The 20255-nt window shown below is 62.3% G+C and carries 19 protein-coding genes; 10 read left to right on the top strand and 9 right to left on the bottom strand.

All coding sequences use genetic code 11. From position 1 onward, the window contains the following. Positions 1–48: 48 nt before the first annotated feature. The 8 genes from ACILSQ_RS02725 to dnaK all read right to left on the bottom strand — a co-directional run bounded on the left by ACILSQ_RS02725 (position 49) and on the right by dnaK (position 9029). Positions 49–507 carry a hypothetical protein gene (locus ACILSQ_RS02725; RefSeq protein ID WP_395742043.1) on the bottom strand — a complete coding sequence of 153 codons (459 nt, stop codon included), beginning with the start codon at positions 505–507 and terminating at the stop codon, positions 49–51. Positions 508–741: 234 nt separating this feature from the next. Beyond that, on the bottom strand, positions 742–2106 hold the full coding sequence (locus tag ACILSQ_RS02720) for an arylsulfatase (RefSeq protein WP_395742042.1): 1365 nt from the start codon (positions 2104–2106) through the stop codon (positions 742–744). A gap of 320 nt (positions 2107–2426) precedes the next feature. After that, positions 2427–2933, bottom strand: a complete 507-nt coding sequence (locus tag ACILSQ_RS02715) for a DUF4410 domain-containing protein (RefSeq protein WP_395742041.1) — start codon at positions 2931–2933, stop codon at positions 2427–2429. Positions 2934–3208: 275 nt separating this feature from the next. Further along, positions 3209–4831 (bottom strand): chaperonin GroEL, encoded by a 1623-nt coding sequence (gene groL, locus ACILSQ_RS02710; RefSeq protein WP_395742040.1) that lies wholly within the window; start codon positions 4829–4831, stop codon positions 3209–3211. 44 nt (positions 4832–4875) lie between these two features. Then, on the bottom strand, positions 4876–5172 hold the full coding sequence (locus ACILSQ_RS02705) for a co-chaperone GroES (protein WP_395742039.1): 297 nt from the start codon (positions 5170–5172) through the stop codon (positions 4876–4878). Between the two features lie 282 nt (positions 5173–5454). Then, positions 5455–6120, bottom strand: coding sequence for a hypothetical protein (locus tag ACILSQ_RS02700; protein WP_395742038.1), 666 nt, complete (start codon positions 6118–6120; stop codon positions 5455–5457). Next, positions 6117–6698 (bottom strand): hypothetical protein, encoded by a 582-nt coding sequence (locus ACILSQ_RS02695; protein WP_395742037.1) that lies wholly within the window; start codon positions 6696–6698, stop codon positions 6117–6119. The genes ACILSQ_RS02700 and ACILSQ_RS02695 overlap by 4 nt, the downstream gene beginning before the upstream one ends. A 378-nt stretch (positions 6699–7076) precedes the next feature. Continuing rightward, positions 7077–9029, bottom strand: coding sequence for a molecular chaperone DnaK (gene dnaK / locus ACILSQ_RS02690; RefSeq protein WP_395742036.1), 1953 nt, complete (start codon positions 9027–9029; stop codon positions 7077–7079). 287 nt (positions 9030–9316) lie between these two features. On the opposite strand from dnaK, the gene ACILSQ_RS02685 reads away from it, so the two are divergent. The 6 genes from ACILSQ_RS02685 to ACILSQ_RS02660 all read left to right on the top strand — a co-directional run bounded on the left by ACILSQ_RS02685 (position 9317) and on the right by ACILSQ_RS02660 (position 15570). Further along, on the top strand, positions 9317–9502 hold the full coding sequence (locus ACILSQ_RS02685) for a hypothetical protein (protein ID WP_395742035.1): 186 nt from the start codon (positions 9317–9319) through the stop codon (positions 9500–9502). Between the two features lie 594 nt (positions 9503–10096). Next, positions 10097–10633: an NADH-quinone oxidoreductase subunit NuoB gene (gene nuoB, locus ACILSQ_RS02680; protein WP_395742034.1), complete on the top strand. Its 537-nt coding sequence runs from the start codon at positions 10097–10099 to the stop codon at positions 10631–10633. Between the two features lie 15 nt (positions 10634–10648). Further along, complete coding sequence (locus tag ACILSQ_RS02675) at positions 10649–11221, top strand: NADH-quinone oxidoreductase subunit C (RefSeq protein WP_395742033.1); 573 nt, start codon at positions 10649–10651, stop codon at positions 11219–11221. 242 nt (positions 11222–11463) lie between these two features. Further along, entirely contained in the window at positions 11464–12726 is a 1263-nt protein-coding gene (locus ACILSQ_RS02670) for a PQQ-binding-like beta-propeller repeat protein (protein WP_395742032.1), read from the top strand. Between the two features lie 135 nt (positions 12727–12861). Further along, a complete protein-coding gene (locus ACILSQ_RS02665) occupies positions 12862–14586 on the top strand; it encodes an LptF/LptG family permease (protein ID WP_395742031.1) in 1725 nt (574 codons plus the stop codon). 39 nt (positions 14587–14625) lie between these two features. Further along, positions 14626–15570: a hypothetical protein gene (locus tag ACILSQ_RS02660; RefSeq protein WP_395742030.1), complete on the top strand. Its 945-nt coding sequence runs from the start codon at positions 14626–14628 to the stop codon at positions 15568–15570. A 319-nt stretch (positions 15571–15889) separates the two neighbouring features. Here the strand turns inward: ACILSQ_RS02660 and ACILSQ_RS02655 are convergent, their stop codons facing one another. Next, positions 15890–18004 carry a S16 family serine protease gene (locus ACILSQ_RS02655; protein ID WP_395742029.1) on the bottom strand — a complete coding sequence of 705 codons (2115 nt, stop codon included), beginning with the start codon at positions 18002–18004 and terminating at the stop codon, positions 15890–15892. Between the two features lie 114 nt (positions 18005–18118). Here ACILSQ_RS02655 and pyrE point away from each other — a divergent pair, with 114 nt between their 5' ends. From pyrE to ACILSQ_RS02635, 4 genes are all read left to right on the top strand, one after another. Next, positions 18119–18688: an orotate phosphoribosyltransferase gene (pyrE, locus tag ACILSQ_RS02650; RefSeq protein ID WP_395742028.1), complete on the top strand. Its 570-nt coding sequence runs from the start codon at positions 18119–18121 to the stop codon at positions 18686–18688. 123 nt (positions 18689–18811) lie between these two features. Further along, positions 18812–19102 (top strand): hypothetical protein, encoded by a 291-nt coding sequence (locus ACILSQ_RS02645; RefSeq protein ID WP_395742027.1) that lies wholly within the window; start codon positions 18812–18814, stop codon positions 19100–19102. Positions 19103–19165: 63 nt separating this feature from the next. Beyond that, a complete protein-coding gene (locus ACILSQ_RS02640) occupies positions 19166–19549 on the top strand; it encodes a hypothetical protein (protein WP_395742026.1) in 384 nt (127 codons plus the stop codon). 171 nt (positions 19550–19720) lie between these two features. Continuing rightward, positions 19721–20206, top strand: a complete 486-nt coding sequence (locus tag ACILSQ_RS02635) for a hypothetical protein (RefSeq protein ID WP_395742025.1) — start codon at positions 19721–19723, stop codon at positions 20204–20206. The last annotated feature ends 49 nt before the right edge of the window (positions 20207–20255 follow it).

The following is a 20255-nucleotide window of genomic DNA, read 5'->3' as shown; positions in this document are numbered from 1 at the left end:
CCGGAGCTTGCCGAAGATTTGTCTCGGATGACGTGGAGAGCCGGGGATTCAGCCGATCATCCCGCCGCGGGCGGAGATTTCCGAAAACGCGCGGGTCAGGGCGTTGTTGAGCTCATGCAGGGTCGCTTGCTCCAGGTGCGGGTCCAGAGTGGCGGTCAGCGTAGGAGGGAGGACGATGGCCTGGTGCACGGAGGTGACCTTGCTCGCCTCAGGGGTGGCCACCACTTCCACGACGGGCGGCGGCAGCGGCGCGGAGACGGGCCGCGGGGCCTCAAACAGCGTGGCCATGGAAAGACCGCCCTTCGGCTCCTCCGCCGGCATCGGCGAGGGAGCGGTGGCGCAGAGCTGGCGAAGGGCGGAGAGCTGGGCGTCGAGCTGGCTGTTGAACCAATCCCGGGTGCGCTGGATGTCCTGCACCAGAGCCGCCACTTCACTGGCAAAAAGATCCCCGGGGCGAGCAGTCAGACCGGGTGGCGGCAGGGTGGCGTTGGGAGATTGGAAGCTCATGCGTTCCAAATCTATTAAAATTTCCATAGATAATCAAGCTTTCTTCACTCTCAATTCCATGGAATTTCAAAATAACGCAGCTTCAGCACTGAAAAATTTTAAGTTCTATCTTGCTGTAAATCAATGTTTAGAAGGATTTCATGCCGGAACAAGGCACCGCAAATGGGGGGGCGCACAGCCTTGTGACCGGCAAGCCGGCCTTTGCTCTCGGACCTCGCCTTCTTGCGGGCGCACTCAGGGCTTTTTCTTCCTCCCCTGCCCTCCACGTTTCTGCACCAGCGGCCAGTCGGGATCTGGCGTGCGGGAAGACTCCATGAGCGCGGCGGCTTTGGCGACGAGATCGGGCTTCTCTTTGGCGAGGTCATGGGCCTCGGCGACGTCGGTTTTCAGGTCGTAGAGTTCGATGGGTTTCTCGGGCCCGTTGCGCACCGCTTTCCAGTCGCCAAAGCGGACGGCCTGGAGTGAGGGGCCTTCGTGGAGTTCCCAGTAAAAATGGTCGCGCTTCGGTGCCGGGCCGCCTTTGAGGAAGGAGACCAAGGAGAGGCCGTCCGTTTTGCAGGCGGCGGGGATCTTGGCCCCGGCGAGCTCGGCGGCGGTGGGGAGGAAATCCCAGAAGGCCCAGGGCTCATCGGTCACGCGCCCCGCGGGCACCTGGCCGGGCCAGCGTGCCAGTGCGGCCTGGCGCAGACCGCCTTCATAGAGGCTGCGTTTGTAGCCGCGCAGGCCGTTGGAGGCCTGGTCAAAGAGCCTGCCCATTTCGGAATCGGGAGCGAAGGAGGAACCGTTGTCGCCGGACGTCATCACCAGCGTTTTCTCATCGATGCCGCACTCTTTGAGCGTGGCGAGCAGGCGGCCCACATCGCTGTCGAGGCGGGTGACCATGGCGGCGTAGTTCTTCTGCTTTTCGGTCCAGGGCTTGTCCTTGTAGATTCCCTGGTCGTCGATCTCGAAGTTTCCATGCGGCAGGGTGATGGCGAAGAAGAGGAAGAAGGGGCCGGACTTGTGCTCTCGCACCCAGCGGATGACTTCGTCGGAGATGAGATTTTGCGCGTAGGTTTTGCCCACGCCGTGGCCGGTGTTGCCGGGGAGGTCAAAGCGCTTGTCGTCGTTGTAGAGATAGGTGGGGAAGTAGCTGTGGGCGTGGCGCTGGCAGTTGTAGCCGTAGAAGTGGTCAAAGCCGAGTTTCAAAGGGCTGCCGGTGGTGTCGAACATGCCCATGCCCCACTTCCCCATGCAGGCGGTGGCGTAGCCGGCATCGTGAAGGATCTGCGCGACGGTGATGGTCCCCGCCGGCAGCGGCTTCTGGCCTTCGGCGCCGATCTCGCGGTTGGCGCGGATGGGGCAGTGGCCGGTATTCAGGCCGGTCATCAGGCAGGAGCGTGAAGGCGCGCACACGCTGGTGCCGGAGTAGGCTTGAAGATAGCGCGTGCCCTCCTTCGCCATGCGGTCCAGGTTTGGCGTCTGGATGAGCTTCTGGCCGTAGCAACCCAGATCGCCTTGAGCGAGATCGTCGCTGAGGATGAAGACGAGATTGGGCTGGTCCGCCGCAGTGGCGGAAAGAGCGAAGGCGGTGAGGAGCAGGGCGAGAGGTCGGAACATGGTGGACGATGGAAACGCCGGAGCGCGCGCGTCCTCGCGTGCTGTTTTCGCGTCTCGCGAAAAACCGTCCCTAAAGCACCCGCGGGTCGGGTCTGCTGTGAGCTGCGGGAGGGAGCCGTCCTTTGTGGACGGCATTCAGCGGGGACGCTGAATGCGGCACGCGGGACGCGCGCGCTCCAGCAGAGTGCGGCGGACACGCGGGTCTGGTGGTCAGCGCGTCCCCGCCACGTTCAGCGGGCGGAGAACGTTCTTTTGATTTGAAGGGGCGCTGGAGCTTTTGTGAAGGCTGATCGACGGTCAGGAGTGACCATCGTGCCTTCCTACCGCACCTGGCAGAGCGTCTTGGCCACGGCGCGCGAGAAGGCGGTGGAGATGGTGTTGACGTCCACGGTTGCTCCATAGATCCCGCCGATCATGAAGTGCTTGTTGATGACGAACTGCCCCACAAGCACATGCTTCGGCATCTGATACACGGTCACGGTGCCCTCCGTGCGGATCTGGCCCGTGCCGGGCAGCAGGGTGCGTGCGAAGAAGTTCCCGCCAGAGTAGCGGGTGATGTTCACCTCCACGTCATAGCGGTTGGGTGCGCCAGCCGGGGGCGGTGCCATGGCCTGGACGTCGCGGGTGATCTGCAGGCCGAGCGTCTCGCACTCTGCCTCGGTCATGCGGCCGTCCGAAGTAGTCACCTTGGCATAAACCTCGTCGCCCTGGCAGATCTGAGCGGTGAGAGGAGCGATGATGGTGGCGTGCGGGGTGCTGGTGGCGCAACTGCAGAGGGCCAGGGCGGCGGTGAGAGCGGAGAGGCGGAGAGCGTGGGAGAGGGTCATGGGAGGATGGGAATAAGAAAGGTTCGTGCAGCGGGAAAACGCTGAAAATATGAGTGAGTTCCGCGAGCATTTCAATCTTACTCCTTCTCTTACTCCTACTCCTGGAGTCCGGGAGGAAGAGGCAGAGCAGGAGGAAGAGGAGGATTGAGAGAGTGACGGGGCACGCAGAGGATTGAGTACCAAAAAGCGGCCCGGAATTGCTTCCGGGCCGCGTGGCGTTTTGGGTTTCTGAGCCGCCGCGTGGGTTGGGTCACGCAGCGGTCAAAAGGATGTGATTACATCATGCCGCCGTGGTCATGGCTGTGACCGGCGTCAGCCTTCTCTTCCTTGGGGATGTCTGCGATGAGGCATTCCGTGGTGAGGAGCAGGCCGGAGATGGAGGCGGCGTTCTGGAGAGCGCTGCGGGTCACCTTGGCAGGGTCAACGACGCCAGCCTTGATGAGGTCCACGTATTCGCCGGTGGCGACGTTGTAGCCGCTGTTGCCTTTGCCCTTCTTCACTTCGGCCACGATGAGCGCGCCTTCCAGACCGGCGTTGGCGGCCAGCTGGCGGAGGGGGGCTTCGATGGCGCGGGCGATGATTTCAGCGCCGGTCTTTTCGTCGCCGACGAGCTTGAGGTCGCCGATGGCGGCCTGAGCACGGATGAGGGCCACACCGCCGCCAGGGACGATGCCTTCCTCAACGGCTGCACGGGTGGCGTGCAGGGCGTCTTCGACGCGGGCTTTCTTTTCCTTCATCTCCGTTTCGGTGGCGGCACCGACGTTGATGACGGCAACGCCGCCGGCGAGCTTGGCAAGGCGCTCCTGGAGCTTCTCGCGGTCGTAGTCGCTGGTGGTTTCGGCGATCTGGTTCTTGATCTGGGAAACGCGGCCCGCGATCGCTTCGGAGGAGCCTTCACCTTCAACGATGACGGTGTTTTCCTTGCCGATGGTGATGCGCTTGGCGCGGCCGAGGTCGGAGAGCTCGATGTTCTCAAGCTTGATGCCGAGGTCTTCGGTGATGCAGCGGCCACCGGTGAGGATGGCGATGTCTTCCAGCATGGCTTTGCGGCGGTCGCCGAAGCCAGGAGCCTTGACGGCGACGATGTTGAGGGTGCCGCGCAGCTTGTTCACCACGAGGGTGGCCAGGGCTTCGCCTTCGACGTCTTCAGCGATGATGAGGAGGGGCTTGCCGGAGCGGGCGACCTTCTCAAGCAGGGGCAGCATGTCCTTGAGGTTGCTGACCTTCTTCTCGTTGATGAGGATGTAGGCGTTCTCGAGGTTGCACTCCATCGTTTCCGGATTGGTCACGAAGTAGGGGGAGAGGTAGCCCTTGTCGAACTGCATGCCTTCCACCACTTCCAGAGTGGTTTCGATGCTCTTGGCCTCTTCCACGGTGATGGTGCCTTCCTTGCCCACTTTGTCCATGGCTTCGGCGATGATGTTGCCGATGCTGGCGTCCCAGTTGGCAGACACGGTTGCGACCTGGGCCACTTCCTTGCTGTCCTTCACGGGGGTGGAGATTTCCTTGAGCTTGGCGACGATGGCCTCGGTGGCCTTGAGGATGCCGCGCTGCAGGGAGGTGGGGTTGGCGCCGGCGGTCACGTTGCGGAGACCTTCGGAGTAGATGGCTTCAGCCAGCACGGTGGCGGTGGTGGTGCCGTCGCCAGCGGTGTCGGAGGTCTTGGAGGAGACTTCCTTGATGAGCTGGGCGCCCATGTTTTCATAGGGGTCTGGAAGCTCGATTTCCTTGGCCACGGTCACACCGTCCTTGGTGATGGTGGGGGAGCCGAATTTCTTTTCCAGGATGACGTTGCGGCCGGAGGGGCCGAGCGTGGCCTTGACGGCCTTGGCGAGCTTGGTGACGCCGCGGAGAAGGGCCTGGCGGGCGTGTTCGTCGAAATGAAGTTGTTTAGCCATAACAGTATAAGTAGTGAGTTGGGGGTGTGAGGTTTGAGTGGGGATTAGCCGATGATGCCGAGGATGTCGGTTTCGTTGATGATGAGGACGTCATCGCCGTTGAGCTTCACTTCCGTGCCGCCGTACTTGGAGATGAGGACTTTGTCGCCCTTCTTCACAGTGAAGAGGGTGGACACGTCTTTGCCTTCGTCGTCCTTGCCGGTGCCGAGTGCGAGCACTTCAGCCTCCTGGGGCTTTTCTTTGGCGGTGTCGGGAAGGAAGATGCCGCCGGCGGTCTTTTCTTCGCTGGAGGAACGCTTCACGAGGACGCGGCGTCCGAGGGGAGTGATGGAGGTGGCCATAGTTGGTCTGGTTTCTGCTTTTAGGGTTTCTGGTTCTGGTTCGGTTTGGTTCGGGTTGTCTGCCCGGCCTGCTGTCACACGGGTTGGTGTGCCGGCTGGCCGGGCGGAAAGTCTAGGAAAGGAGATTGTGGTGTTTGCGGAGAGAGGAATGACGAAACCAGAATGAGGAATGTCGAATGAATGACGAAGCCTCAGGCACGAAGGAAGTGCTACGGGGCGTTTCGGCAGATGTTCGGGGTTTCGTCATTGGAACTTGATTCGTCATTCGGAATTCTGGTTTCGTCATTCCTCCGGAGGAGGCGCGGGCGCGGGCGCCGGAGCGGGGATGGTGTTTGGCACGATGGCGACGCCGTTCGGTGCGCGCTCGAGGCCGCCGTAGCTGAGGTCCGGCGCTGCTTCACCGATCTCGCCAATGAGGAAGTCCACGATGCGCTGCGGCTCTTCGGAAAGCACGGACTGCAGCATGCGGGAGGTGCGGGCGCGGTCGTAGTCCTTCATGTCCAGGTCCAGCTTGGCCGCGCCTTCGAGGCCTTTGATCTGGGCGGCCAGATCCACGCTGGAGTTGACGCGCTTCATGAGCACAGGGTCGGCGGCGAGCTTCTTCATCGTCGCGGCCAGCTTGTCCTTCACCTCAGGCGTGGCGAGCAGCTCCACGGCGTTCTTGCCGGGGTAGCGGCCCAGGATGTCTTCCGCTTCAGCCTTCAAGGCTTGGTCCGCGGCAGAAGCAGCCGGTGCCGGCGTGAGCGCCGCGGAGACTTCCGCCTCGATCTTGGTGTCAGAGACAGCAGCCGGCTTCGGAGCCTCAGCGGCCTTCGGTGCCTCCTGCTTTTTACCGCAGGCGGCGAGAAGGGCGGCGAGGGTGACGAGCGTGCAAAGCCGCGCAGCGCCCGCGCTCCGGGCATCGGAGCGCTGCGCCATCATGGGAAGCTGTGAGTTCGTCGTCTTCATGGCGCGCGGGGGGCGATGGCGGCGTTGGAGATTTCACGCAGCGCGGTTTTCACCGCCTGGTCGAAGGTTTGGAAAGACTCAAACTGCGGCTGCACTCCCACCATGTTGAGGTTGTCCGCCATGGTCTCCAGGCGGCCGATGACGTACCACTGGTCGTTGCTCTGGTTTTCGATGAGCGACTGCAGGTACTGGATCTCCAGCTTTTTGTTGGTGATCTGGTCGTTCGTGTCGGAGCTCTGGTTGGTGAACTCCACCAGCGGCTGGCGGCAGAGCAGGATGCCGTAGGCGCGGTTCTGCGCCAGCGAGCAGGTGATGATGTACTTGGCCTGCGCCTCGACGAGAATGTGGGACGGGTCCGTGCCGCTGATGGCCAGCTCCGTGTCTGACAGGCGCGCGCTGACGCCCATGGGATCGCGCTTGATGCGGAAGCCCTCCGCCTCCGTGAGCCCTGCAAAGCACTCCACGATCTGCGAGAGGTAGCGCCGCCGCCTCTGCAGCAGCAGCTCCTCGTATCGCTGGAGGAGGCGTTTCACCTCTCCATCGAGCGCGGACAGTTCTTTGAGGGCTTCGAGGCTCATCGTGGGGAAACGAGGGGTACGAACGAGTGCCGCTCGGTCGTGCCGGAGGCACGAAAGATATTAGCCGGTGGTGCAACCACCGGATCCACGCGATTCCCCAGCGTTGGGGAAGAGAGCGCCCTGGAGGGGCGCGAGAAGCAGCCGCGAACCGGCGCTGGGCCGATGGCGGACGCTTCTCGCGCACCTACCGGTGCGCCACGGGAGAGAACCGAGGACGTGCGATACGAACCGGTGGTTGCACCACCGGCTAATATCTCGCGTCCTTCCAGGACGCCACGCGGTGACGAGCCGCGGAGGCTCGTCACCGGAGTGGGAATCGTTCTGGTCTGAAGAGACAACATTAGGTCAGCTAGCTGAGTTTGCGTCAGTTAGAAGAACTCACTTGTCCTTGTCCACGACTTCGAAGTCGGCATCGACCACCTTGCCTTTGTCCTGGGACTTGGCTTCGGCGGTGCCGCCGGAGGGCTGGCCTCCCATGCCGCTCATGTCGGGCATGCCTCCTTCGGCACCGGGGGCTCCGGCTCCTGCGGCGGCAGCGGCCTGGTAGGCGGCGGCGAACAGCTTCTCGATCTCTTCGGTCTGCGACTTCATCTTGTCGATGTCGTTCGCTTCGATGGCGGACTTGAGATCGGCGAGCTTGTCGGTGATCGGCTTGGTCTGCTCGGCAGGGACTTTGTCGCCCCACTCCTTCAGGGTCTTCTCGATCTCGTAGCTCAGGCTGTCGGCCTTGTTCTTCACTTCCACGCCTTCCTTGCGCTTGCGGTCTTCCTCGGCGTGCTCTTCAGCGTCGCGCTTGGCTTTTTCGATCTCGTCCTGGCTGAGGCCGGAGCTGCCCTGGATGGAGATGCGCTGCTCTTTGCCGGTGGTCTTTTCCTTGGCGGAGACGTGCAGGATGCCGTTGGCGTCGATGTCGAAGGTCACTTCGATCTGCGGCACGCCACGGGGCATCGGCGGGATGCCGTCGAGCTTGAAGGTGCCGAGGGTCTTGTTGTCGCGGGACATGGGGCGCTCGCCCTGCAGGACCACGATTTCCACGCCGGGCTGCTGGTCGGCATAGGTGGAGAAGGTCTGGCTGTGCTTCTTCGGAATGGTGGTGTTGCGCGGGATCATCGGCGTGGCCACACCGCCAGCGGTTTCGATGGCGAGGGTCAGCGGCGTCACGTCGAGCAGGAGCACGTCTTTGACGTCGCCTTTGAGCACACCGCCCTGGATGGCGGCACCGATGGCGACCACTTCGTCCGGGTTCACACCCTGATGCGGGTCCTTGCCGGCCAGTTTCTTGGCGGTTTCCACCACCTTGGGCATGCGGGTCATACCGCCCACGAGCACGAGTTCGTCGATCTTGCTGGCGTCCAGCTTGGCGGCGGCCAGGCAGTCGCGCACGGGCTTCATGGTGCGCTCAAAGAGGGAGTCGCAGAGCTGCTCCATCTTGGCGCGGGTGAGGGTCTTCATGATGTGCTTCGGCCCGGTGGCGTCGGCGGTGATGAAGGGCAGGTTCAGGTCGTAGCTCTGGCTGGAGCTGAGGGCGATCTTGGCCTTCTCCGCTTCTTCCTTGATGCGCTGCAGGGCGTCCGGCTGGCCGCTGAGGTCGATGCCGCTGTCGGCTTTGAACTCGTTGACGATCCAGGTGATGAGGGTGTTGTCCCAGTCGTCACCGCCCAGATGGGTGTCGCCGTCCGTGGCGAGCACTTCAAAGACGCCGTCGCCGATTTCGAGGACGGAGATGTCGAAGGTACCACCGCCAAGGTCATACACGGCGATCTTTTCGTCGGACTTGCTTTCGAGGCCGTAGGCCAGGGAGGCGGCGGTGGGCTCATTGATGATGCGGCGCACGTTCAGGCCGGCGATTTCGCCTGCAGCCTTGGTGGCGTTGCGCTGGGAGTCATTGAAGTAGGCGGGGACGGTGATGACGGCGTCGGTGATCGTTTCACCCAGCTTGGCTTCAGCGTCGGCCTTCAGCTTGGAGAGAATCATGGCGCTGACTTCCTGCGGGGAATACGTCTTGGTTTCACCGCCGACTTCCACCTGCACGTGGGCATCGCCATTGGCAGCGGCCACGATCTTGTAGGGCATGCGCTTGTCGGCGTCGGTGAGTTCGGTGAATTTGCGGCCCATCAGGCGCTTCACGGAGAAGACGGTGTTGCGGGGGTTGGTGACGGCCTGGCGCTTGGCGGCCTGACCGACGACTCGTTCGCCGCTCTTGGTGAAGGCGACGATGGAAGGCGTCGTGCGTGCGCCTTCGCTGTTTTCCAGCACCGTGGCTTTGCCGCCTTCGAGGACGGCCATGCAGGAGTTGGTGGTGCCGAGGTCAATGCCGAGGATTTTGCTCATGGTTTTAGGGTTGGGGGAGAAAGGTTAAACTGAGGGTTTTGGTGGTCTTTCTATGGCTAGACGCGTGCCAAGTGGGGTTTTAGGAATGTAAGTTGTTGATTGTGAGTGATGTGAGAGGTCAAGGGGTCAACGGCCAAGGAGTCAAAGATTGTGCCAAAGTGTCAAAGATGGCACAGGTGGAGCTGGCACTTGGCGCAGTTGGGGCGTGAACTCCTTTGTGATCGTCAGTAATTGTTGCCCGCAACAATTGATTGGCAGCGATGCTTTAGGTGCGTAATCTTCAACACATGAAGAAAGCCGCCGCAGCCACGAAACGGATCAAGAGCGACAATCAGTTGCTTGATCAGGGCATTTCACAATTGCTCGCGGCGGTCAAACAGCAAGCGGCTGCCAAAGGTAAGCCATTGAAACGTGACCAACTTCTCAAAGAAGGCTACAGCGAGCGGTTCATCGCAAAAGTAGAACAGGCTTGATCAGGACAAATTCTTGCGAAGACGCATGAACTCCTGAACTGAAAGATCCATCAGTGGCGCTGCCCTCCTCGCCAGCCGAAGTGCATCTTTATAGACCATGCCACCCGTGAGCGCTCGGATGATTTGTTCCGTGCTCATGCCATGAGCCGCGCCATTTGGATGGCTGCAGCGAGGTCAGTGTAGCGAAGAAATGATTCGGACATACCTAGAAAGCATCACCCCTCTCGTTTGGGGTCAACCACTTTATCAATTTTGATGAATGGTGGTTTCTGAAAGCGCGCTGAAATCAAATATAAATTACTGAAAATAAATTCGTTACGTCGCTTTATCATGGAAGCGAATTGCAAGAATCTATGAGCGATTTGTGCTTCTTCCTTTCATAGCCGAGCTGGGTCTAGGGGGTTCATATCATCTAATACCACAAACCATTGAAAATGGCCTGTATCAAGAACGATGAAGCCTTCTCAGCTTGAGACCGCACCAAGGCTCGTTTCCAACTGCTGATCGTTCCCCCCTTGTGAAATATTTCACAATCCGATTGCCGCCCCTGCGCAGGGGGCGTAATTCTAGGGGTCCCAAAATCCCCTGACTCCCATGGTCGCCTCCGCTGATTCCACTGTTGCTGCTTACGACTCGAAGGTCGAAGGCAATATCATCGTCACCAAGATGGACGCCGCCATCAACTGGATGCGCAAGAACTCCATGTGGCCGATGCCGATGGGCCTGGCCTGCTGCGCCATCGAAATGATGGCCGCGGCGTGCAGCCGCTATGACCTGAGCCGCTTCGGTGCGGAGGTGATGCGCTTTTCCCCCCGCCAGGCCGACGTGATGATCGTGGCCGGCACGGTGACTTACAAGATGGCCCTGGCGGTGAAGCGCGTGTGGGACCAGATGCCGGAGCCGAAGTGGTGCATCGCCATGGGCGCCTGCGCCAGCAGCGGCGGCATGTACCGCAGCTACGCGGTGCTGCAGGGCATCGACCAGCTTATTCCGGTGGACGTTTACATCTCCGGCTGCCCGCCGCGCCCGGAGGCGCTGCTGGAAGGCCTCATGCGCCTGCAGCACAAGATCGAGACCGAGCACTCCACCTCAGACCAGAAGAGGGAGCTTCTGGAGGAACTCACCGCTTAATTTTTTCTGACGACCATGAAAGCCCCTCAAATGGTGGAAGCCCTGAAGCAGAAGTTCAGCGATGCCGTGCTGGAAACGAAGGAGTTTCGTGGAGAGCACACCCTCGTGGTCAAACTCGCCAGCGCCAAGCCGCTGCTGAAGTACTGCCGCGATGAGCTGAACTTCGACTACCTCGTGGACGTCTCCAGCCTGGACTACATGGGCCGCGAGCCGCGCTTTGAGATGGTGTATGAGCTCTATGGCTACGGCCACCTGCAGCACCTGCGCGTGCGCGCCGCCGTGGCGGAGGATGAGGAAGTCCCCACCGTGAGCGATCTCTGGCCCACCGCCAACTGGCATGAGCGCGAGGTGTACGACATGATGGGCATCAAGTTCAGCGGCCATCCAGACCTGCGCCGCATCCTCATGTGGGAAGGCTTTCCGTTTTTCCCGCTGCGCAAAGACTTCCCCCTGGAAGGCAAGCCCAGCGACATGCCGGAAGTGGGCTTCAGCAAAGTGGCCCCGATGGCTGACGGCCCCTTCGTCACCGCCGCAGGCGCCACGGACAAAGTGCACGCCGAGCCGCGCTCCCGCCGGCCGGTGGAGTAATTCCGCCCGACTGCGAGGACTCTCATACGCCGTGGCGTTCGCAGCACGCTTATGGGCGGGCGGGCTTACGCCACGCCCATCCTATTGCCGGCCCCGCACACAACTCGTGCGCTCATTCGTGGACATTCGCGCCAGTCCGCAGTTTAATATCCATCCCGCGCAGCCGCGTTCGCTTCTGTGACGATGCTGCACGAAAGAGCCTCCGCGCCTTGCCCGTTCCCATCCCCCCCTCCTCATTCATCATGACACGCACTCACCTCACCACCGCACTCGGCCTGGCCCTGGCCACGACCGCCTTCTCCGCTGACTCCACCGACTGGGGCACCTTCCGCGGCCCGTCCGGCAACGGCATCGTGCCCGCTCTGGCCAATGCCAAGTGGAGCCTCAAGCAGGTCTGGAAGCACCCCACCCACAACGGCTTCAGCTCCTTCGCGGTGGCTGGCGGCAAGGTGTACACTCTCGTCACCGGAGAGAGCGAGGGCAACAGCGGCGAAATGCTCACCTGCCTGGATGAAAAGAACGGCAAGGAACTCTGGAGCAAGCCACTGAGCGTGGTGCCCAAGTATGACGGCGGCGGCGACTCCGGCACGCCCGATAACAAAGGCGGAGACGGCTCCCGCTCCACCCCGGTGGTGAATGGCGGCAAGGTGTATGCCATCGACTCCATGCTGCATGTCTTCTGTTTTGACGCCGCCACGGGCAAGCCCGTCTGGGACCATGATGTGATGAAGGACAACGCGGGCGTGCAGATCAAATGGGAAAACGCCGCGTCTCCCGTGATCGACGGCGATGTGCTTCTGCTCGCCGGCGGCGGCGCAGGCCAGGCGCTCATCGGCCTGGACAAAAACACCGGCAAAGTGCTCTGGAAGGGCGAGGACGACAAGATGACCCACGCCACCCCCGTGCTGGCAGACATCCTGGGCGTGCATCAGGCCATCTTCTTCACGCAGACCGGCCTCGTCGCGGTGAACCCGCAGAAGGGCGATGTCCTCTGGCGCGCCCCCTTCCCCTACAAGGTGAGCACCGCGGCCTCTCCCGTGGTTTATCAGGACATCGTGTACTGCTCCGCCGGCTACGGCGTGGGCGCGGGCGCCTTCAAGATCAGCAAGAGCGGCGACAAGCTGGAGGCCACGCAGATCTGGCGCCGTGAAAACCAGTGCTTCAACCACTGGAGCACCCCGGTGGTGAAGGACGGCTACCTCTACGGCATGTTCAGCTTCAAGGAATACGGCGCCGGCCCCCTGGCCTGCGTGGACATCCGCACGGGTGAGGACAAGTGGGCGGAGAAGGGCTTTGGCCCCGGCCAGGTCATCCTCGCCGGAGACAAGATCATCGCCACCAGCGACAAGGGCGAGATCGTGGTCGTCGAGGCCAGCCCTGACAAATACAAGGAAGTGGCGCGCAAGGACGTGCTGGACGGCAAGGTCTGGAGCTACCCGATCCTGGCCAACGGCAAAATCTTCGCCCGCAGCACCGTCGAAGGCGTGTGCCTGGACGTGAAGTGAGCCGGTTCCCAAGCCTCTCAAACCTCTGAGAAATTCGAAGCCCGGGGCCGCCGCTCCGGGCTTCTTCTTTGGGTCCGGTGCCCGTGCAGCCTTGACGCACCCGGCCCTCTCACCGACTCTCATGGCCCCTCCGGCATGAAGCAGTGGTTGCAACGTGTGATGCAGGCCTGGCAAAAGGCGCGTGAACTCCCCTATCTCGGGCGGGGTTCGTTTGCCGTGATCATCACCCTGCTGATCATCTCCATGCTCATGGGCTGGCACCGCACCCACCCGGATGATGCGGTGGATGCCGCGGTGCAGCAGGCGCAGCAGTCCCAGATGGATGTGCCGGAGGGCATCCTGGTGCTGGCGCGGGTGCTGCCCTATCTCAATCTGTGGATCAGGCTGGGCGTGCCGGTGCTGCTCATCGTCATCTGGCGGCGCTGGGGAGACCTGCGCCGGCTCATGTTTCCCGTGAGCGTGGCCTCCGTCTCCCTGGCGGTGTGGGCCATCGCCAGCGATCTGGTGGACTACATCGCGCATTCGCACATGACGGAGATCGGGGAGCCGCCGGTGCCCGTGGCCTTTGCCTTCAAGCTGGTTTTCATCGCGCTGGTGTTTCTCTCGGCCCCGTTTGCCCTGCACTACTACCGGCGCATCGGCATTCTGGAGCGCTACACCCTGCGCACCTTCCTCCATCCGCTGGTGTTCTGCTTCGTGTCCTTCTTCACCCTGTGGATCATCATGGATCTGCTGGACAACATGAAGGACTTCCAGGAGTCAAAATCCGGCGCGGTGAGGGTGATCACCTTCTACCTGGGGATGATTCCCTTTGTGTACACGCAGATCCTGCCCGTGGCCCTGCTGCTGGCCGTGCTGTACTCGCTGACGCGCATGTCAAAGGCGAACGAGCTCATCTCCATGCTCGGCACCGGGCAGAGTCTCTCCCGGGTGCTGCGCCCCATCTTCGTGTGCAGCGTCTATGCCTGCATGCTGGACATGGCGGCCAACTACTACTGGGCTCCGCGCGCGGAGGGGAACCGCGAGGCCGTCTTCCGCGCCATGAGCGTGCATGCGGCGGACTCCATCATGGCCTCCGCCATCATGTTTCATGATGAGCAGACGCGCCGCACCTGGTACGTGGCCACCTTTCCCTTCTCCATGCGCAGCGGCCAGGAGCGCATGCACGGCGTGCAGATTCGTGAGGAGGACGCCCAAGGGCAGCCCCGGCGCACCATCATCGCGCCGGCGGTGGGCTGGTCCCCGCGCGCCGGATGGCGTTTTTACGACGGCAAGGAATGGATCTACAAAAACGGCAGCGCGGCGGACATCCGCTCCTTTCCGGAAGACAAAAACGGCCAGCGTGTGCTGGAGGTGGCCGGCATCGAGGAAACTCCCTGGAGCCTCGTGAGCTACGCGCTGCGCCCGGACTTCATGAGCGTGCCGGAGCTGGTGTCCTACCTGCGCGCCCACCCGAAGGCGGCGGATGACAAGCTGGCCCCCTTCCGCACGCACCTCTGGCACCGCTTTGCCCTGCCGTGGCAGGCCATGGCGCTGGTGCTGGTGGCGGCGCCGCTGGGCGTGGCCTACTCCCGCCGCGGCTCGGTGGGCGGCATTGCAGGCAGCGTCTTCATCTTCTTCATCTTCATGTTCATGAACAATCTTTTCCTCAATCTCGGCAAAGGCGGCCACCTGCCCCCCTGGCTCACGGTGTGGATGCCGCACCTGCTGTTTGGCACGCTCGGGGCCGTGCTGTTCCATTACCGCTCTCAGAACCGCGACCTGCCCACGTTCACGCTCCGCCTCTTCAAGAAGAAGGCCGCGCAGATCGCCCGCCCGCGCAACCGCAGCGCCGCCGTGCCGGGCGCCTCGGCCACTTGAAACTTCAAACCTGCAACTTTAAACCTCACTGATTCATTGATGCAGCAAAACTGGTCCATCCGCAGTCGGGCGCACGCCTGCGCCATCACCGGCCGTCCCTTTGAAGACGGCGAAAGCTTCCACACCACCATCTATTTCGACCCGGAGGAAAACGGCTACGTGCGGCGGGATGTGTGCGCCGAAGCCTGGCCGCAGGAGCTGGAGCAGCGCAAGCCCGTGGCCTCCTGGAAGACCATCTACAACAAGGTCCTCGTGGAGCCGAAGCCCGAGATCGCCCCGAAGGAAAGCGCGCAGGCCCTGCTGCAGCGCTTCATTGAGGAAGGCGACCCGCGCACGGAAAACGCGCGCTACATCCTGGCCCTGATGCTGGAGCGCAAACGCCAGCTCTCGCAGACCGCCGAGAAGGAGGTGGATGGCGCGAAGATGCTCTTCTACGAAAACAAGAAGACCGGTGAGATCTTCATCGTGCGGGATCCCGAGCTGCGCCTGGATGAAATCGCCGACATGCAGGACGAAGTGGCCACGCTGCTGGCCTTCGGCGGTCCTGCTGCGGACGCCGCGAAGGCCGTGGGCGTGACCCTCACGGTGGACGGCGTGGTGCCAGCGCCGGATGCGAATGCGAATGCGGAAGCACCGCCGGCCGGTGAAGCCGATGCTGCTGCTGCTGCTGCTGCTTCAGCCCCAGCCGGCGAAGAAACAAACGCCGAATCTGCAGCCGAACCCGAGCCCGAGCCCGCCGCAGAAGCAGAGCCTGAACAGGCCGCGGAAGCAGAGTCTGACGAGCCCGTCGCGGAGGAAGAACCCGAGTCCGAAGCGACGAGTGAAGAGCCTGCGGCAGAGTCGGAATCCGAAACTGAATCGGAGCCGGAGGCAGAGGCAGCGCCAGAAACAGAAACAGAACCGGAGAGCGAGACCAGAGGCGAAAACGAGGCGGAAAACGAGACTGAGAGCGACGCTTCCGAAACCGAAGGCGGCGGCGTCTGAAAACGGGACGGTGCACGGCGTGTCGCAACCCGTTTTGGAGCGCGGGCCCTCCGAGCCCGCAGCACTCCGCCAAGCCAGACCGTTCCGCGCAGGCGCTCCCGCCTGCGCTTCCCGCTGCCCTCGTGTTTTGCCACCTGCTGGGAGCTAAAGACCCATTGAACTCGTCGCGGTCCCAGGCCGCCGATTTGGACAGGATGACAGGACTCACAGGACGCCTTGATGGGGAATCCTGTCTTCCTGCGCCGCGCTGAATGGAAGCCTCATTCCTCCAGAGCACTCGATGTGAGGGCTCCGAAGCCAGGAGCCAGAGTTCGGGGTCCTACAGCCCCAGCTCTTCGCGCACCTGAACGTCGTTGATCAGCTTTTGATAGGCCGCCTTGGCGCCGGCGGCGGCTTTGTTGGCTTTGGTGACGAGATCGACGTAGCGCGCGCCCGAGCGCACGGGATTGAGCAGTGCGCTGCGGATCACATCGCCGTAAGTCGTCAGATTGTCCACATAGGGCCAGACGCGCGGGTCCAGCAGCGGGCGCAGGGTGCGCAGCTTGTTCAGGCTGGTGCCCAGTTCGTCTCCCTTGAGGCTGGAGACGTTCGTGTCCACGTCATGATCGATGGAAGACACGATGGCGTCCGCGCTGCCCTGCGCAGCCTCGATGGAGCCGCCGATGGACAGGGTGCGCGGGGCGCGGCCCTGCACGTACATCAGCAGATACTTCGCGGAGTAGCAGTTGGGCGCGGCGGCCAGCAGCGCCTGGAGGCGCTGCGCGGCGTGCGGCGTGCGCAGCAGCGGCACTATCTGGCGCGGGTCCCGCAGCATCACCGTGCGCATGTTGTCAAAGTCCGTCAGGGCCGCCTGCAGCGCCTGCGGGCGTTCAGAGCCCGCCAGCAGCAGCGCCTCGTCGAAGGATTTGATGCCAAAGACGGTGATGCCCACCAGCGGGGCCGGGCCCTCCAGAATCAAAACATCCAGCACCGATTTTTCATTTTTCACCGGCACTCCCACGAGCTTGCAGGCGCCCTTCGTGGCACCGCGGATCTTTGCCTGCACGCCGCCGATGGGCTGCACGCTGCCGTCGGCATTCATGTCTCCCGTCACGGCAAAGGCGGGGTCCCATGTCTTCCCGGTGATGGCCCCTTCCAGCAGCAGCGCACAGGCCACGGCGGCGGAGGGGCCGTCCTTGGCCACGTACTTGTCCGCGAATCCGACCTCCACCGTGTGCCCGCCTGGCAGGCCGCCATGACGGAGCTGCGTGAACTTGCTCACCTCATCCAGGGCCTTCTGCATGTCGTCTCCCACCGACTGGTTGAACTTCACCACCGAAGGCTGGCTGCCGAGAGAGGGCAGCGCCGTGAGGCTCATCTTGGTGACCATTCCCGCCTCCTCTCCGGACAGCAGCTGCTGGATCAGCAGGCCGTTCACGCTGGTGAGGCGGGCCTTGAAGTTCAGCCCCGCCGCCACCACCGTGGGCGCCTGTACGGGTGTGGCCGTGGATGTGGATGAGAGCGCGCTGGGGGTGGAGGTGATTCTGGACGGGTATTTGGCAATGCTTCCATTCACATCGGCCAGGCTCAGGGCGTCCGTGAGGTTCTGGCCCGCTGCCGCGGAGCTCGCCAGCTCAGGGCCGCCGCTCCGCGTGCCTGCGGAACTCAGGGACGACGCATCGATTGATTCAAAAAACACCATGCCCGCCTTCTTCGGCAGGCTCACCGGCGCGAGGCCGCTCCAGGCCACCTGCACCAGCACGGGCTTCGGCAGGTAGGACGCGAAATCCTGGGGAAACTCACCGGGGTACTCGCACTGGCTGAACCAACACTGGGAGGAGCACATGAGCACCTCGCCGGCCATCAGCGTGCATTGGGAGAAAACGCAGCCGTTGAAACTGGAGACCGTGTTGGCGCCGTCCTGCTGGGTGGCGGTGAGCTCTGAGATGATGAAACGGCTGTTTTTGGCCGTCAGACCCGTGGCCACAGGAGAGCCGATGTGCGAATGGCTGATGACGGAATCCTGGATCACGATCTTCGGCGTGGGGGAACCAGGCTCTGTGGAAACGGGGTCGGCGGCGGGAAAGTAAGCCTGCATCAGCGCGCAATTCTCGATCCGCACCTCTCCGCCAGGCTGGCAGATCACACACACCTGGTTCAGGTTGCAGTCGCGAAAGATCAGCCTGCCGCCCGGGCCCACTTCAAACACCGTCGCTGTGACCGAGGTGCCTTTTTCAAAGGACAGCTCCAGGGAGTCTGTCCTGGCCGCGAGCAGCTTCGGATTGATGACGAGTTTCTGCTCCGGAAGGGAGTAGATGCGCGTGCCACTCACCGCGCAGCTGCCCTGCAGCCTCAGGTCGCTGGCGCGCGGTTCGTACCATGACGGTGTCTTGGCTGATGCGCCTACCGTCCCGCCTGCCAGCCCGAGGCCCACAAAGAAAATTTTCCACTTCATGCTGCGAGAAATACCGGGAAATGCCTTGTGCGGTCAATAGGAAATTCACTGCGCCAGCATCCCGCGGTGCAAAGCGCTTGTCATTCCATGCCAGCCCCTTTATTTGGCCGGAGTATGTCCCTCGAACAAGACCGCGAAGAACTCCTCAAAATTCTCAAAGCCAAGTCCGTCAAGACCGGCAAATTCACGCTCGCCTCCGGCAAGGAGAGCGACCTGTATGTGGACTGCCGCGTCACCACGCTGGACGCCCGCGGCGCCGTGCTCGTGGGCCGGGTGCTGCATGACCTGCTGCGCAAAGAAGAGGCAAAGCGCGGCCTCAGCATCGGCTCCCTCGGCGGCCTCACCATGGGGGCGGATCCTCTCACTCTCGCCGTCGCCATGAGCTCCAGCATCGCGGGCGACGCGACGCCCGTGCAGGCCTTTGTGGTGCGCAAGGAAGCCAAGGGACACGGCCGCGGCAAGCGCATCGAGGGAAACTTCATCACCACGCAGCCCGTCGTCGTCGTCGATGACGTCATCACCACCGGCGGCTCCACTCTGAAGGCCATCGAAGCCATCGAAGAAGAAGGCGGCAAAGTCGCCTTCGCCCTCATCCTCGTGGACCGCTCCGAAGGCGGCCGCGCGGCGATCGAGGAGAAAGGCTATCCGGTGGTCGCGGCGTTCACGCGGGCGGATCTGGTGTAAGTACGATGGGCGCTCCTGCCCGTCGATCAGCGCCCCGCCACACCCAGCGCACAAGAGCGGCCTTCCAGCAGATTCCCATGTCTGTCTTGCAGCCGCCGTGCTTTGGCGGTTACACTTTCATGGATGAGCTTTCGTCGAACCAACAATGAACACGAAGGATGGCGCATGTGGGTCGGGGAGAACCACGTCCTTCTAAGCGAGCTCCCTACTGCCGCGCTGGCCAGCAAAGACGCTTTTCGTGATTACGTGACCCGCGGGCGTCATCGCGACATGACCTTCACGCCCTCGGTCTTCGAGATCTCTGCCAAAGCACGGTCCGACTTGTTCGACTTCATGCACGGCAAAGCCTGTTTCGACATGGAAGCAGCCGGCTTCGACCACTTCAATACTGCCTTTCGATCTGACCACGCATGAAATGTTCGATGGAATGCCGAACAACCAGCGGCTTGTTACGGCACCGACGACAAGCTTGTTTGCATGAAAAACCCACCGCAATGCCCGCTGTGCTTCTCCCCGCTTGAGCGGCGGGAGGTGGCGCCCTGCATGGACTGCGGCCACCATCCGGAAGAACTGCAGCACTTGCGTGAAGGCAAACATCAATACGCCGAGTACGAAGCGTTCGGAAAGCTTCCCATCGTGCTGTGCAATTTTTGCTGGATTGATTTTCTTTCCTACGATCCGGCCTATTTCGGTGTGTCACCGCGGAAGTTGAGAGCTGCGTGTCCCTTCCCATTGCTCCGTGTGATCTACCCACCCCCGGAGCATACCTGGGACAACGTCTGCCCGGAGTGTCAGCGCCGCCTCGCCTGGCTCGACTTCGTGGTGGCCGCGCGGAAGCTCCATGAGCCCCAGGGCACATAAACAGACTCACTTCATGCGCGACTTATTGAGGAAGCTCTTCACCGGCTGCAGCGTGGTGTACCTAGCGCCCATGCAGACTCACGGCTAATTTCTTGAAAGTGTCCGCCTTGCTGGCAAGGTCCGGCGCATGAAGACGCTGCATCCAGACAGCGTGCCTTGCCACCGCCTCCCATGAACGATGAACTGCTGTCAGACCTGGCCCTGACGATGACCGAGCACGGGTTTGTCCGGGTGGATGGCATCGCCTCCATTCCCGATGCCCTCCTCCTTCTGAAACGGCAGACCTGGAACACCAACCGGGCCATCGTGGTGGTGTCCCCGGATGAGCCTCCGGCAGATTTCCGTGCCTACCTGCGGCAGCTTCGCAAACGCGTGGCTTTTAAATGCGGCTTTTTTCCTCTGGTATGGGGCATCGGCATTCAGGTGGTGATCATCGGCCCCGGCCTCGCTCAAAGAGGCATTGATCCCGCCCGGCACGTTGCCCGTTTTGACAACCAATGGGCGATCATTCAGAACCTCTTCCTGGCGGATCCAGCAGCAGGCACCTGCCAGGCGGCGCGCACCTGGGGCCAGTATATCACCGGCAAGTTTCAAGACGCCATATCTGAGGTTTTGTCCGGTTACTTCCAGCTCGCCCCCAATGAACGCCACACCTGATCATGCTTCCCGCAGGTCCGTTCGTGGGCACGAACTCCGGAACCCACGC

The organism is Prosthecobacter sp. (genome assembly GCF_044227185.1).
GTDB lineage: Bacteria > Verrucomicrobiota > Verrucomicrobiia > Verrucomicrobiales > Verrucomicrobiaceae > Prosthecobacter.
The sequence above is the reverse complement of the archived record's forward strand: the minus strand, read 5'-3'. Positions and strand labels throughout refer to the sequence as shown.